This window comes from Neptunicoccus cionae (assembly GCF_014643735.1).
Taxonomy (GTDB): domain Bacteria; phylum Pseudomonadota; class Alphaproteobacteria; order Rhodobacterales; family Rhodobacteraceae; genus Amylibacter; species Amylibacter cionae.
Window position 1 is genome coordinate 194,275 of record NZ_BMKA01000001.1, and the last position, 14,715, is coordinate 208,989.

Consider the following 14,715-nt stretch of genomic DNA (forward strand, 5'->3'; position numbering starts at 1 on the left):
GGAAGTGGCGGACCGAGGAGGATTCGAACCCCCGACCCCCTGATTCGTAGTCAGGTACTCTATCCAGCTGAGCTATCGGTCCGTGAGGGGCGGTTTAGCGGTGGGGCAGGGGGAATGCAAGGGACAAATTGCAGGGTTTGTCGGGTTATTTTATTTTTCTTTCCCCAGCCGTTTTTAGCGCCTTATTCGACAGGGGTGTTCAAGCTCTCGGCGTTGAAGGCGGCGGCGATCAGGGCTTTGGCGTAGTCTGTTTTGGGGGCGTCGAAAATCTGGTCACCGGTCCCTGATTCCACAATGTCGCCCTGCCGCATGACCAGCACTTTATGGCTAAGCGCGCGGACGACTTTCAGGTCATGGCTGATGAACAGGAAGGCCAGCTTGTACTTTTGTTGCAAATCACGCAGCAGGTTTACGATCTGCACCTGCACCGTCATGTCGAGCGCGGATGTCGGTTCGTCCAGCACCACAAGGCGGGGCTTCAGAATCATGGCGCGGGCAATGGCGATACGCTGGCGCTGACCGCCGGAAAATTCGTGCGGGTAACGGTCTATGGTGGCAGGGTCTAGCCCAACCTCAACCATGATGTCCTTCACCATTTGTCGCGTGTCCATGCCGCGGGTGGAGCCGTGAACGCCAAGGCCCTCGGCCACGATCTGTTCGACGGTCATTCGGGGCGAGAGGGATCCATAGGGGTCCTGAAACACCATCTGCATGTCACGGCGGATGGGTTGCAGGGCCTTGTTTTTAAGCCCCTGCACGTCGCGTCCCAGGAACACCACCGGACCTTCGGAGGAGATCAGTCGCATCACGCCTAGCGCGAGTGTGGTCTTGCCCGAACCGCTTTCCCCCACCACGCCAAGGGTTTCGCCTGCGCGGATGGAAAAGCTGGCGTCATTAACCGCTTTGACGTGATCGACCACACGGCGCATCAGCCCGCGTTTGACGGGAAACCAGACGCGAAAATGTTCGGTGGAGAGGATTTCGGGCGCATCTTCTGGCACCGGATCAGGGGTGCCTGTGGGTTCTGCGGCCAACAGGGTTTTGGTGTAATCGTGCTGGGGGTTATCAAAAATCTCGGCGGTGGGACCACTTTCAACGATTTTGCCGTGCTGCATCACACAGACCGTATCGGCGATTTTGCGCACGATGGTCAGGTCGTGGGTGATGAACAGCATCCCCATGCCTTCGGCCTTTTGCACATCTGCCAGCAGGTCAAGGATTTGCGCCTGTATCGTTACATCCAGCGCGGTAGTCGGTTCGTCCGCGATCAAAAGGTCCGGCCCGTTGGCCAGCGCCATTGCGATCATGACCCTTTGGCGCTGACCGCCGGACAGGGTGTGGGGGTAATCGTTCAGGCGGGTTTCAGGATTGCGGATGCCAACTTTGTTCAGCAGGTCGAGAATGCGTTCCTGTGCGGCCTTTCCCGTTAGCCCCTGATGCAGCGCAAGGCTTTCGGAAAGTTGCTTTTCAATGGTGTGCAGCGGGTTGAGCGAGGTCATCGGTTCTTGGAAAATGAAACTGATGTCATTGCCCCGCACGCGGCGCAGTGTGGTTTGATCAGCGTTGATCATTTCCGTGCCACGATATGTGACCGAGCCTGAGACATTGGCGCTTTCGGGGAGGAGTTTCACGCTCGACAAGGCGGTGACGGACTTGCCCGAGCCGCTTTCGCCCACAAGGGCAACGGTCTCGCCCGCGTGGACGGTAAAGCTGACACCCTGCACGGCTGGGGCGTTGCTGCCAAAGGCGATGGTCAGGTCTTGGACGTTCAGGACTTCGCTCATTTAAACGTCTTTCGTGGGTCAAATGCGTCGCGCACGCCTTCAAAGATGAACACCAGAAGGGAAAGCATGATCGAGATGCTGGCAAAGGCGGAAAACGCCAGCCAGGGGGCTTGTAGGTTGTTCTTGGCTTGCAGTGCCAGTTCGCCGAGCGATGGGTAGGTGGGCGGCAAGCCAAAGCCGAGGAAATCGAGCCCCGTCAACGCGCCAATGGCCCCGGTGACTTGGAAGGGCAGGAAGGTCAGCGTGGCCACCATCGCGTTTGGCAGCAGGTGGCGGAACATGATCTTCCAGTCAGTGACCCCCAGCGCACGGGCGGCGCGGACGTATTCAAAGTTCCGCGCGCGCAGGAATTCCGCGCGTACCAGTCCGACCAGTCCCATCCATGAAAACAGGATGATGAGCCCGGTCAGGATGACGAAGTTCATCGTGAATATGGCCGACAGGATGATGATGACATACAGCATTGGCGTGGAGGACCAGATCTCTAGTATCCGCTGGAAAATCAGATCGACCCAGCCGCCGAAATACCCCATCACAGCGCCCGCTGCGATGCCGATGGCGGAAGAAACCACCACAACGATCAGCGCGAAAACGGTCGAGATGCGGAAGCCGTAGATCACCCGTGCCAGCACATCGCGGGTCTGGTCGTCGGTGCCAAGCCAGTGGCGGGCGTCCGGCGCAGAGGGGGCGGTGTCCACATCATAGTTGATCGTGTTGAAGCTGTACTTGATGGGGGCCCAGATCAGCCAGCCCTTGTCGATCGGTTCCCCGTTGACGATACCGTCGGCGGCGTCGTCAAAGGTTTCTTCGGGGGTATCGAAACAGGCTTCGAGCCCACCGCTGCGGATCAGGCAGGGCAGGACTGGGTCCAGATAATCCGCCTCGGTTTCATAGTCACCGCCAAATTTGGTTTCGGGGTAGAATTGGAAAGCCGGGGTGTGCAGTTCGCCGTGGTAGGACACCAGCAACGGTTTGTCGTTGGCGACCAGCTCTGCGAACAGGCAGATGAAAAAGACCACGCCGAAGATCCATGCGGACCAGACCGCGCGGCGGTTGGCGCGGAAATTGGCGATGCGGCGCTGTGCGATGGAGGACTTGAACATCATGTATTGCGGCTCTCAAAGTCGATGCGCGGGTCCACGACCACATACATCAGATCGGAAATCAGCCCGACCAGCAGCCCCATCAATCCAAAGATATAAAGCGTGCCGAAGAACACCGGATAATCGCGGTTGAGCGCGGCCTCAAAGCCGAGCCGCCCCAGACCGTCGAGTGAGAAGACGATCTCGATAATCAGGGACGATCCGAAGAACACGCCGATAAACGCACCCGGAAATCCTGCGATAATGATCAGCATGGCGTTGCGAAAGACGTGGCCGTAAAAGACCTTTTGCTCCGTCAACCCTTTGGCCCGCGCGGTCATAACATACTGCTTGTTGATCTCGTCCAGAAACGAGTTTTTGGTCAGCAATGTCAGTGTGGCAAACGCCCCGATGGTGGAGGCTGTCACGGGCAGAACGATATGCCAGAGGTAATCCATGATCTTGGCGTACCAGCCCAACTGGTCGAAATTGTCCGAGGTTAGACCGCGCAGCGGGAACCATTGCACGTAGGACCCACCGGCAAACAGCACCAGCAGCAGGATCGCGAACAGGAAGCTCGGGATTGCGTAGGCGGCGATGATGATACCCGAGGACCACGTGTCAAAGCGTGATCCGTCCCGAACCGCCTTGCGGATGCCAAGGGGGATCGAAATCAGATAGGCCAGCAGCGTTGACCACAGACCAAGCGTGATCGACACCGGCATTTTTTCAAGGATCAGGTCGAGCACTTCGATGGAGCGGAAGTAACTTTCGCCGAAATCGAACTGCGCGTAATTGGCGATCATCTGCAAGAAGCGTTCAAGGGGGGGCTTGTCGAACCCGAACTGGGCTTCCAGTTCCTTAATGAAATCTTCGGGCAGGCCGCGCGCACCTTGATAGGTGTCATTACCCCCGCCAGTGGCCACTTCTGCGCCGCCGCCGGTGATCCTGTCAGTGGCAGAGCCTTCCTCGGACAGTTGCGCAAGGATCTGTTCGACCGGACCACCCGGCACGAACTGGATCAGCGTGAAGTTGATCAGCATGATCCCGAGCAGGGTCGGGATCATCAACAAAAGTCGTCTGAGGATATACGCGCCCATTTAACGTAATGCGCCCTGTGCCTTGAGGTCATCCAGCTTCTGCTGGTCCATCCACCATGTATCCATCACGCCACGGGCGTAAAAGGGCTTTGTTTCGGGGCGGCCAAAAACATCCCAATAGGCGATGTTATGGGCGGGCTTGAACCAGTTCGGCACCCAGATATGCAAGCTGCGCAGCACACGATCGAGCGCGCGAACGGCGGTTTCCATATCCTCGCGGCTTTCGGCCTGTGCGATTTTCACGATCAGCGCATCCACCACAGGATTGGACAAGCCCGAGAAGTTGGAGCTGCCCAGCGAATCCGCACCGGTTGTGCCAAAGGTCGTGGCCAGTTCCTCACCGGGGGAGAGAGACATCACAAGGCGGCCCGGAATGATGTCAAAGTCGAAATCCTCTTGTCGCTGCTGGTATTGCGCCTGATCAATCATGGAGTATCGCGCATCAATTCCGAGCCGTTTGAGGTTTTCTACATAGGGATTGATGATGCGCTCAAACGAGGGGCTGTCGTCGAGGATTTCAAGCGACAGAACCTCGCCCTGCGCATTTGTGCGCTTGCCATTAACCACTTTCCAGCCAGCGTCATCCAGCAGTTTGCCAGCTGCACGCAGGGCCTTGCGGTCGGCCTGATCTATGCGCGAGATTGCGGGGGTAAAAGGGGGATCGGCAAAAATGCTTTCTGGCAGTTGATCGCGGAAAGGCTCCAACAGCGCCAGTTCGGCCCCTTCCAGCGGACCTTCGGCCTGCATGGTGGAATTTTCCCAGAAAGAATCCGTGCGTTCGTACAGGCCGTAGAACAGGGTTTTGTTCGACCATTCGAAATTGAACACCATGCCGATGGCTTCGCGTACGCGCGGATCGGCGAATTTTTCCTTACGCATGTTGATCCACAGACCTTGGGTGCCGGTCGGACGGTTGTCTGGGATGCTATCGCGGATCACCCACCCTTTATCGAGCGCGGGGAAGTCATAGCCGGTGGCCCATATTTTGGAGAAGAATTCTTCGTGGAACAGAAACGCGCCCGCCTTGAAGGCTTCAAAGGCAACAGTGCGGTCGGTGAAATATTCGTAGCGGTAGCAGTCAAAGTTGCCGGTACCGCGATTGTGGGGCAGGTCTTTGGCCCAGTAATCTGGGTTCTTGCAATAACTTATGGATTTGCCCGGTTTGATATCTTTGGCAGTATAACCGCCGGAAGTTACCGGAACCTCTATCGTGCTTTCGCCAAAATCCCGATCCGCATAGTAATGTTCTGCAAGAATAGACAGGCCACCTGCAACGCTTGGCAGATCGCGGGTGTTGGCATTTTCGCGGAAGGTGAATTTGACGCGGTGGGGGGACAGGGCCTCTACGGTTTCGATGTCCTTGTAGATGATCTTGTAAACGGGGTGGCCTTTTTCCATCAGGATATTGAAGGAAAACACGACATCATCAGCGGTGATCGGTTCGCCGTCAGAAAATCGGGCTTCGGGGCGCATGTTGAAAATTACCCAACTGCGATCCTCGGGGTATTCCAGCGTTTCCGCCACATAGCCATAGGCGCTGTCGGGTTCGTCGCTCGATCCGACAAGCAGACTGTCGTACATCAGACCCAGCCCCTGAGCCGGTTCGCCCTTCAGAATAAACGGGTTGAGGCTGTCATATGTTCCTGAAGCACCCGTGCCGAGGAGGGAAATAGTGCCCCCTTGCGGTGCGTCTGGGTTCACGTAATCCCAATGGTCAAAATCCGCAGGATATTTCAATTCTCCGAAGGTAGAGATGCCGTGGGATTTGATCACATTCTCTGCGCTGTCATCCTGCGCCAGTGTGTAGGTCGCCCAAAAGACCAGCGTAAGAAATCCGAAACTGGCCAGCATGAACTGGGCTGCCTTCGTGATCCGTTGCGACTGCGTTGCGGCGCGTGCCGGTCCCCGCGATTTTTCCATCTTTTCAACCTCACTGTAGGGCACTTGTGAACGTGCTTTACCACAGTAAATAGGTATTATCCCTGTCAGGTAAACAGCTACGCGCGATACTGTGTGAAAATGTTATGAAACCCGTGCGAAAAATCGCCGGAGGCCGTGCCAAAACGAAAAAAGGCCACCCCGTAGGGCGGCCTTTGATACCGGAATTCGTAATATTTACTGAAGTGTCTGAAGATAGGAGATCAGGTTCGCGCGGTCTTTTGGCTTTTTCAGACCGGCAAAGCTCATCTTTGTACCGCTCATGTAACCGGATGGTTTGGTCAGGAACCCGTCGAGGTTTTCCACAGTCCAGTCGCCGCCGAAAGAAGCCATTGCGTCAGAGTATTGGAAGCCGTCCATGCCGCCGATCGGACGACCAACAACGGCGTGCAGGGTCGGGCCCGTGCCGTTGGCGCCAGGTTCAATCTTGTGACAGGCTTTACACTTAGAGAAGACTTTTTCGCCTTTGCCCGCATCCGCGGCTGCCATCATCTCTTCGAGAGAGATTTCAGGTTCGTCGCTGCCCGAATCAGAGGCTTCGGCCACTTCGATCGGGTATCCCGATGTGTGCTCTTCGTCACCGTGGCCGGTTGCGCCCACGTGATAAAGGGTCTCGCCTGCCCAGCCTAAAAGAAGAAAGACGAGCAAAGCACCACATGCGCCGCCCACAATCTTGGTTGTTTCCATTGTGTCCATGGTTCTACCTACCTTGAGGAGCGGGACGGGAATCCCGCACATTCTTTTCCGCGCTCGTTCTAGCGCCTTCCCCTCACCAGTTGCAAGGTGTACAAGCCGCGACGAAACGCCCTTTGGCCGGAAAAGTTACGCTTTTTAGGGAGCAAATGCAAAATGATACGAAAAGTAGGCAAAATTGCCTTTCAAGGAGAACTCGGGGCTTACTCCCATCAGGCCTGTCAGGCGGTTTATCCGGATGCAGAGGTTATTGCGTGTAAAACCTTTGAAAGTGCGATTGCGACTGTCAAACGGGGCGAAGCGGATATTGCCATGCTGCCGGTGGAAAATTCCACCTACGGGCGGGTGGCGGATATCCACTATCTGCTGCCGGAAAGTGGCCTGCATATTATCGGTGAACATTTTGAGCGGGTGCACATCAACCTGATGGGCGTTCCCGGTGCAACGCTGGAGGAGGTAAAATCCGCCAAGAGCCATACGGTATTGTTGGGTCAGTGCCGCAAGTTTCTGAAAGAACACTCCCTTCTGCCGGTAACTGGGGCGGATACTGCGGGATCAGCGCAAGAGATTGCGGCAAAAGGGGATAAAACCCAAGCCGCGCTGGCGGGGGATCTGGCGGGAGAGATTTACGGGCTGGAGGTTCTGGCCCATCACATTGAGGACAACCAGAACAACACCACGCGTTTTCTGGTAATGTCACCAGAGCCGGTGAACACGCCCCAATCCGACAAGGAACTGATCACCACTTTTGTGTTCCGCGTCCGCAACATTCCCGCCGCGCTATACAAGGCGATGGGCGGGTTTGCCACAAATGGTGTGAATATGGTGAAGCTGGAAAGCTATATGATAGGCGGATCTTTCACGGCGACGCAATTTTATGCGGATATCGTCGGGCATCCCGATGATGCCCCTGTGCGCCGTGCGCTGGATGAGTTGGAGTACTTCACCACACACCTCGAAATTCTTGGTGTGTATGAGGCAGACCGCTCCCGCGGGGTGCCTCTTGGCTAGGCAGGTTTAGCGCCGCGCAGCGTTGTAGTTGTTTTCGATGTAATTCGCATAAGTCCAGAACCGGTGGTTAAACTTCCGGTTCATGCTGTTCTTCGCCAGCTTTGCCGATTGCAGGATCAGCCGTGCCGAGATGCTTTTGGGTTTCAGAACGGTGGTGGCTTTGATCCGCGATTGTTTGCGGGTCAGGGCCATCGCTTCCATTGTGACATTGGCCTCGATCCCCGAAGCAACCACCATGAATTTTAACAGGTTATCGGGGCGGAACTCTGTCAGTTCGATTTCAAAGTTGCGGTGCTTGCCGCGAAAATCGCCTTGAATGTTCCAGCACATGCCCACGCCTTTTTGCGCCAGATCATCCGTGCGTTGCACTTCGGCGCCCACCCGCATCGCATAGGATTCGTAGCTTTCGAAATCGGAAAGCTGTGCAAACACAAAGTCGAGCGGTGCATTTACATCTTGGACACTGGAAAACTGCATGGGGTTCTGCCTGTTACTTGTTTTTGCCGGTTAAGGGAATCGATCCGCGTCAATCTAATGTGTCGGACAACCAGTTGTGAATTAAAAAATGGGCGATAGAGCCCTTACGCGCCGGTCTAAGCTGCGGATTGTCCGAGTGTGTTGCTGCAAAGACCTCTTCGCGGGTGAACCAGCGGGCGTCTTCTATCTCTTTGGGATCAATAACGATTTCGGTGTTTTCCGCTTCTCCTGCGCAGCCGATCATCAGGCTGGACGGGAAGGGCCAGGGCTGTGACGACAGGTAGCGCACCCGGTTCAGCCGGATGCCACTTTCTTCAAAAACTTCGCGCCGTGCCGCGGCCTCCATCGTTTCGCCCGGCTCCATAAATCCGGCGAGAAGGGAATACATGCCATCGGGCCAACCATGGGACCGCCCCATCAGAACCGAATTGCCTTTGGTGGCCAGAACGATCACCACCGGATCGGTGCGGGGGAAGTGGCTGGCCTTGCAGGTAGGGCAGTCTCGCTGCCAACCAGCCTGTGCCAGTTCGGATTTGGCCCCGCATTTGGCGCAGTGGTTGTGATGCCGGTGCCATTCAAACATGCCCCGCGCGGTGGCGGCCAGTTCGGCGTCCCGTGGCGTCATTTTTGCCATGATTCCCCGCAGTTCGGAAAACACCTGCGTTTTCTCAAAGCCGGGGTAGAGATTTTGCGAGGGGTCAAAGAAATTCGATAGGGCGGCAGCATCCAGCGCGGGGTCCTCCCACGGGGAAATGTCATGGGCAAAGACCGCCTTGCCGTCTTCTTCAATCCCTAGATAAATCGCGGGGTCCGTGGCCTCGGACAGAACCTGATGATCAGGGGAGATCCGCATCAACGCCTTGGTTTCATAGTCAAATAGCGGCTTTCCACGCCAAAGCGCGATGGCGTGTCCGGCCTTGCGCAGTTCTTCAAGCTTCGCCGCATCGCCGCGATGTTGTGCGGCGCGGTCCAGTCCCGAGCCGCCGAAAGTCACCTGTTCCGCATTCAACATTTTATCGTCAATTCCTTGTTTGGCCGTTTTGTGGCACGCCAGACAAAGGGTTGCAATCGTGACCTTGGCAAATCGGACAGAAGACCCTATATACCCGATTGAGAGGCTGGCGCGGGCAAGCGCCTTGCTAACTCGGCCAGGTCCGGAAGGAAGCAACCGTAACGAGTCCCGTTTGGGTCGCTGTCCAGTCTCTCACTTCCAATACATCAACGCTTTATGGTTCCTGCACGGCACCCGCTGCGGCCCAATCCCGTTGTTTGGTGTTCTCAACAGCCCCGTGTCGCACTGCGCGGATTTTCGTCAGGGCCGTATCCGCAGGTTCGCCCAGTTCGACCATCAGACGCATCACCATCATACCGGACCGCCCGCGACCGCCAAAACAATGGGACAGGACTTTGCCACCGTTTTGCAAAATTCCCCGCGCCGTGCGGGACGCTTCGGTCCATTTTTCTTCTGTGTTGCCTTTGGGCACCCCGAAATCCGCGATGGGCAGGTGAATCCACTGCACGTCCGCTTCGGCCAGACGGTCGGGCAGGTCTGCGGCCCCTGCGCGGTCCATTTCCGCCTTTGTTGTCATGGTCAGCACAAGGTCGGGGTTCCAGCGCAGCAGTGCGATCATATCCGCGTCCATCCGGCCACCGCGTCCGGGAAGGGGGGAAATGCCCAGCGTTCCGCTGGAAAGGGGGATCGGGTATATGGTGAAGTCTGGCATGATGCTTTAGGGTTTTGTAAGGGATACGAATCTAACGTGGTACAGGGTAGATCATGACGCAAGAGGCAAACACAGGCTATCAGGTTCTGGCACGCAAGTACCGTCCTGCGACCTTTGAAGATCTGATTGGTCAGGATGCTATGGTGCGCACCCTGAAAAACGCTTTTGCGGCGGACCGGATCGCCCATGCCTTTGTTCTGACAGGCATTCGCGGCACCGGCAAAACCACCACAGCGCGGATTGTGGCCAAGGGGATGAACTGTATCGGACCGGACGGGCAGGGCGGGCCGACAACGGACCCTTGCGGCGTTTGTGATATGTGTGTCGCCATTTCCGAGGGGCGTCATGTGGACGTGATGGAGATGGACGCGGCGTCCAATACCGGCGTGGCCAACATCCGCGAGATTATCGATTCCGTCCATTACCGTGCAGCATCGGCGCGGTTTAAAATTTATATCATCGATGAGGTTCACATGCTGTCCAACGGTGCGTTTAACGCGCTGTTGAAAACGCTGGAAGAACCCCCCGAGCACGTCAAATTTATTTTTGCGACGACCGAAATCCGCAAGATCCCCGTCACGGTCCTTAGCCGCTGCCAGCGGTTTGATTTGCGCCGGATTGAACCCGAAGTGATGATCGCCCATCTGCAGAAGATTGCTGCCAAGGAAAACGCGCAGGTGGCAGAGGATGCGCTGGCGTTGATTGCGCGGGCTGCGGAAGGATCGGTGCGGGATGCGATGTCGCTGCTCGATCAGGCGATTGCCCACGGCGTTGGCGAAACCAGCGCGGATCAGGTCCGCGCCATGCTTGGGCTGGCAGATCGCGGGCGGGTTCTGGACCTGTTCGACATGATCATGAAGGGCGATGCGGCGGGGGCGTTGAACGAATTGTCGGGCCAATATGCCGAAGGCGCCGACCCGCTGGCGGTGCTGCGTGATTTGGCGGAAGTGACCCATTGGGTTTCGGTCATTAAAATCTCGCCCGAAGCGGCTGATGATCCAACCGTTTCACCGGATGAGCGCACCCGTGGTAAAACCGCAGCCGAAGCCTTGCCAATGCGGGCGCTGACGCGGATGTGGCAGATGTTGTTAAAGGCGCTGGAAGAAGTCTCGGTCGCGCCGAACGGGATGATGGCGGCCGAAATGGCGATTATCCGGCTGACACATGTGGCGGAATTGCCAAGCCCCGAAGATCTTGTACGTCGGCTGCACAATGCGCCGACGCCCCCACCACTTCCCGGTGGTGGTGCAGGTGGAAGCGCCGGTGCCCCGACGCAGGGCGGCAGCGTTCCTAATGCCGGTACGATTGGGGGTGGCCCGTCCGCCGGTGCGCCGGTGGCGATGATCGCAGGCGGCGGTGCGGTGCCTTCGGGTCAGCCCGACACCGAACAGGCGCTGGCGCGGTTCGTGCGGTTTGATCAGGTGGTCGATTTGATCCGTGCGCGGCGGGATATGAAGCTGCTGGTGGAGGTTGAAAACTATCTCCGGCTGGCGAAATACACGCCGGGGCGGATTGAATTCCAGCCCACGGATGACGCGCCGACGGATCTGGCCTCACGGTTGGCGGCACGGTTGCAGACATGGACCGGTGTGCGCTGGGGGGTGTCCGTGGTGTCCACGGGCGGGGCGGATACTGTGTCCGAACAAAAGGCCGCGCATCGGAGTGACCTTCAGGGCCGCGCCTTGCAGCATCCCCTTGTGATGGCCGCCATGTCCCGCTTTCCAGGCGCAGAAATCCGCGATATCCGGTCGCTTGAGGAAATCACCGCCGATCCAGAGGAAGAACTCGAAGCACAAATGCTCGACGATGACTGGGACCCGTTCGAGGACGATTAAGCCTGCTTGCGCTGCTATTGCGTGAGCGCGGGCTCGATATAGACGGTGGCTTCCATCGGGAAATGATCCGATCCCACATGGGGGCCACGCCCGAATGAGACCATTTTAACCTCTTTGGTCACAAATAGCTGGTCTATCGGAAAGCGTAACAGGGGATGGGTCGCATCAAAGCTGGAATAAAAGCCGCGCCCGACCCGCGGGTCGAGGAAATCGCCCCTTTCTTTTATGTGCTTTGAGGTGCGCGACCACGCCACATCATTGAAATCCCCGATGCAGATCACCGGAAGTTCGCGCTTATGAGCGATGGTTGCCGCCCGTAAAAGCTGTGCGTCCCGTTCGTCAGTATCCTCGCCCGGAATAGGTGGTTTGGGGTGCAGCCCGATATAGCTGAAACGCGCGCCGTTCGGTGCCACCAGCAAGGCAACAGCCGTTGGCGTGTCGTCGCTGCTAAGCAGTCGGAAGGCGAAATCCTCGACCACGAGATTGGTCGCAAAAATCATCCCGTAGTGGGTTTTGTGCGGATGATATTCCACAGTTTTGTAAAGAGACAACACCTCGGCCAAGGCAGCGCGCCATGTATCGTCCGTTTCCATAAGCAACAGCACTGCGGGTTGTTCTTTCCGGATGTAGTCAGCGATCTGTTGGCGATCCTCGTTTTCTTTTAGGACGTTAATGGATGTGACGGTGAAAATCTCTGCATCCGGATGAAGCGGTTCCAGCGCCAGTTCGGTCGGGTAAAGGGATGTGTAGGGAATGATTTTTGCGGACTGGTACACAAGTACGCCGAGGCTGATCACTAAAACCCACAAATAGCCTGCCGGACGCAGCCAAAGCGTTGCAAGGCAGCAGACGGCCGCCAGTGTGGCAATGTGAAGACGCGGAAAGTCCCAACCTCTGATCCACCACTCGTTTGAGGGGATGAATGGTAGGGCTGTAGTGACGGCGACTGACAGGAATAAAAGCCAGAGCAGCGTCTTCAGGAGTGTGACCATTAACCAGAGGCCTTCTATTTGGGGCGCAGTGTCTTGGACAAACAAGCTAGTGTGATGGTGTTGTGTGGGAAAGGGACCTGTGAAGAATACTTGAGTATTTTTGGAACATTGAAGAGGTTACAGGTCAGGATACGGATGGTTTCGGGGCTATGACTTCGGTTAGGGCTGCGCTGATCACCAAGGCTGATCCGACGAGTTCCGGCCAGCCGAAAGGCTCGGACAAAAAGATTGCGCTTGAGGCAATGCCGGAAATGATCTCTCCGGTAAGCAGGAAGGACAGGAGCGTTGGGTTTAGCCTTCGGGCAGACCATAGCGTGGCCACAAGTACAGGAGCAATGTAAAGCATACCACTCGCGAGCGCGAGCATCACAGGTTCGAGTGGATCGACTGGCGCGGGAAGAGCGTGACCGGTGCCAAACGCAAGAGCGGTTCCAATGACCATACCGCCAACGCAGCCGAACAGGCCCAGGGTTCGCGCGCCGATGTCGGGTCCGGTGAAGACCAAGGCTGAACCGACCGCCCAACACATCCCAGACAAAAGCGCAAGAAGATCGCCAAGATTCCAGTGGGACAGGCTGATTTGGCCGCGGAAGATTAGGGTAACGCCACAGACCGCCAGCACGAGTGCAAGGCCGTTGATCCATCGCAACTTGCGCCCCATGAACAGCCATTCTATCCCGATCGCCCAAGCCGGAGCGAGATAGAACAGCAGAACCGCGCGCACTACGGTGGTTTCGGTAATTGCCGCAGAATAAAGCACCATCGCCCCGCCGATCAGAGCCCCGCTTGCCATGGCGCGCAGGTCGGTCCGGCGGCGTCCCGAACGGGCGAAAAACAACAATAGCAAGACGGGCAAAGCCCCTGCGTTCATCGCGGTTCCCGCCCATGCACCGTCCAGTCCGGATGATTCGAGCGCACGAACTGGCAGCCACCACAGCCCCCAAAACAATGCGCAAACAAAGGCGAGCCACACCGGTAGGTAGGAAGATTTGGTCATTTTGCCTGCACTTATATAGTCCGAGACCCCGTATAGGCCCATTTCCGCAATAAAAACTTGTCAGCCGGTGTGCAACGCTATTTATATTGATTCATCAGTCAATAAAAAAACTTCAGGGAGAAACACATGAGAAAACTATTGCTATCTGCTGCATCGGTTATGGCACTTTCCACCGGCGCGCAAGCTGCTGATATGGGCGCTGTGGACGAGCCGATCAAGCTGGCTGTGAATGAATGGACCGGACAGCACATCTCGACCCACATTGCGGGCCAGATGCTGGAAGCTGCCGGTTACACCGTTGAATATACCACTGCCGGTTATATGAACATGTGGCAAGCGATGGCCGACGGCGAGGTTCACGCCGCGCTTGAAGTCTGGTCTTCCAATGTGTCCGACCAGTTTGCCAAGCTGGAAGCCGAAGGCACTGTGACCGAGATTTCCGATCTGGGTCTGGTCGCACGGGAGGGCTATGCCTATCCGAGCCATGTTGAAGAACTCTGCCCCGGCCTGCCAGCTTGGGAAGCGCTGAAGGATTGCGCGGGCAAGTTTGCGACAGCCGAGACCCTGCCGATGGGGCGTTTGGTCGATTATCCGGCGGATTGGGGTACACCTGGTGCTGATCGTGTGACGGGTCTTGGACTGCCATTCAAAGCGGTGCCTGCGGGTTCCGAAGGCGCGTTGATTGCAGAACTGCGCGCATCGACCGAGAAGAAGTCGCCGCTGCTGATCGTGTTCTGGCAGCCTCATTGGGCGATGTCTGCGTATGATGTGAAATTCGTGGACCTGCCAGCAGCGGAAGAGGCCTGCTTTAGCGATCCGGCGTGGGGTGTGAACCCGAACGAGACCAGCGATTGTGATTTCAGCTCCACCCGCATTTTCAAAACAAGCTGGGCCGGATTTGAAGAAAAATGGCCTGCTGCTTATGAAATCCTTGAGAACTACAAGCTCGACATCGCTGCACAACAGCCGCTTATGGGCGCAGTCGATGTGGACGGCGGCGCTGTCGAAGAGGTTGTTTCGGAATGGATGGCGGCCAATGAAGCCACTTGGAAGCCAGTCGTTGACGCGGCGATCAACTAAAC

The 14,715-nt window shown here is 56.9% G+C and carries 13 protein-coding genes, 1 tRNA gene and 1 other RNA gene; 4 read left to right on the top strand and 11 right to left on the bottom strand.

What is annotated here, in order from left to right; all coding sequences use genetic code 11:
• Positions 1–5: 5 nt before the first annotated feature.
• From IEX10_RS00840 to IEX10_RS00865, 6 genes are all read right to left on the bottom strand, one after another.
• Positions 6–82 (bottom strand) — tRNA-Arg (locus IEX10_RS00840).
• Positions 83–182: 100 nt separating this feature from the next.
• Positions 183–1,784, bottom strand: coding sequence for an ABC transporter ATP-binding protein (locus IEX10_RS00845; RefSeq protein ID WP_188670006.1), 1,602 nt, complete (start codon positions 1,782–1,784; stop codon positions 183–185).
• Positions 1,781–2,890, bottom strand: coding sequence for an ABC transporter permease (locus IEX10_RS00850; protein WP_373287393.1), 1,110 nt, complete (start codon positions 2,888–2,890; stop codon positions 1,781–1,783). Before IEX10_RS00850 ends, IEX10_RS00845 begins: the two co-directional genes overlap by 4 nt.
• On the bottom strand, positions 2,887–3,966 hold the full coding sequence (locus tag IEX10_RS00855; protein WP_188670008.1) for a microcin C ABC transporter permease YejB: 1,080 nt from the start codon (positions 3,964–3,966) through the stop codon (positions 2,887–2,889). Before IEX10_RS00855 ends, IEX10_RS00850 begins: the two co-directional genes overlap by 4 nt.
• On the bottom strand, positions 3,967–5,886 hold the full coding sequence (locus IEX10_RS00860; RefSeq protein WP_188670010.1) for an extracellular solute-binding protein: 1,920 nt from the start codon (positions 5,884–5,886) through the stop codon (positions 3,967–3,969). It lies immediately after the preceding gene.
• A 195-nt stretch (positions 5,887–6,081) separates the two neighbouring features.
• A complete protein-coding gene (locus IEX10_RS00865; protein WP_188670012.1) occupies positions 6,082–6,600 on the bottom strand; it encodes a c-type cytochrome in 519 nt (172 codons plus the stop codon).
• Positions 6,601–6,753: 153 nt separating this feature from the next.
• On the opposite strand from IEX10_RS00865, the gene IEX10_RS00870 reads away from it, so the two are divergent.
• Positions 6,754–7,608 carry a prephenate dehydratase gene (locus tag IEX10_RS00870; protein WP_188670013.1) on the top strand — a complete coding sequence of 285 codons (855 nt, stop codon included), beginning with the start codon at positions 6,754–6,756 and terminating at the stop codon, positions 7,606–7,608.
• 6 nt (positions 7,609–7,614) lie between these two features.
• On the opposite strand, the gene IEX10_RS00875 is transcribed toward IEX10_RS00870, so the two are convergent.
• Both IEX10_RS00875 and nudC read right to left on the bottom strand, forming a co-directional pair.
• A complete protein-coding gene (locus tag IEX10_RS00875) occupies positions 7,615–8,085 on the bottom strand; it encodes an SRPBCC family protein (protein ID WP_188670016.1) in 471 nt (156 codons plus the stop codon).
• A 49-nt stretch (positions 8,086–8,134) separates the two neighbouring features.
• Positions 8,135–9,097, bottom strand: a complete 963-nt coding sequence (gene nudC, locus IEX10_RS00880) for an NAD(+) diphosphatase (protein ID WP_188670017.1) — start codon at positions 9,095–9,097, stop codon at positions 8,135–8,137.
• Between the two features lie 99 nt (positions 9,098–9,196).
• Between nudC and ffs the strand changes: the two genes are divergently transcribed.
• Positions 9,197–9,295: signal recognition particle sRNA small type (gene ffs / locus IEX10_RS00885), an RNA gene on the top strand.
• 16 nt (positions 9,296–9,311) lie between these two features.
• Here the strand turns inward: ffs and IEX10_RS00890 are convergent.
• Positions 9,312–9,809 (bottom strand): phosphatase domain-containing putative toxin, encoded by a 498-nt coding sequence (locus IEX10_RS00890; protein ID WP_188670019.1) that lies wholly within the window; start codon positions 9,807–9,809, stop codon positions 9,312–9,314.
• Between the two features lie 53 nt (positions 9,810–9,862).
• Between IEX10_RS00890 and IEX10_RS00895 the strand changes: the two genes are divergently transcribed.
• Complete coding sequence (locus IEX10_RS00895; RefSeq protein ID WP_188670021.1) at positions 9,863–11,644, top strand: DNA polymerase III subunit gamma/tau; 1,782 nt, start codon at positions 9,863–9,865, stop codon at positions 11,642–11,644.
• A 14-nt stretch (positions 11,645–11,658) separates the two neighbouring features.
• On the opposite strand, the gene IEX10_RS00900 is transcribed toward IEX10_RS00895, so the two are convergent.
• Complete coding sequence (locus IEX10_RS00900; protein WP_188670022.1) at positions 11,659–12,636, bottom strand: endonuclease/exonuclease/phosphatase family protein; 978 nt, start codon at positions 12,634–12,636, stop codon at positions 11,659–11,661.
• Between the two features lie 124 nt (positions 12,637–12,760).
• The gene (locus tag IEX10_RS00905) at positions 12,761–13,633 is read right to left on the bottom strand and encodes a DMT family transporter (protein ID WP_188670024.1); all 873 of its coding nucleotides are present in this window, start codon (positions 13,631–13,633) and stop codon (positions 12,761–12,763) included.
• A 126-nt stretch (positions 13,634–13,759) separates the two neighbouring features.
• On the opposite strand from IEX10_RS00905, the gene IEX10_RS00910 reads away from it, so the two are divergent.
• Positions 13,760–14,713 (top strand): ABC transporter substrate-binding protein, encoded by a 954-nt coding sequence (locus IEX10_RS00910; protein ID WP_188670026.1) that lies wholly within the window; start codon positions 13,760–13,762, stop codon positions 14,711–14,713.
• Positions 14,714–14,715: the final 2 nt, after the last annotated feature.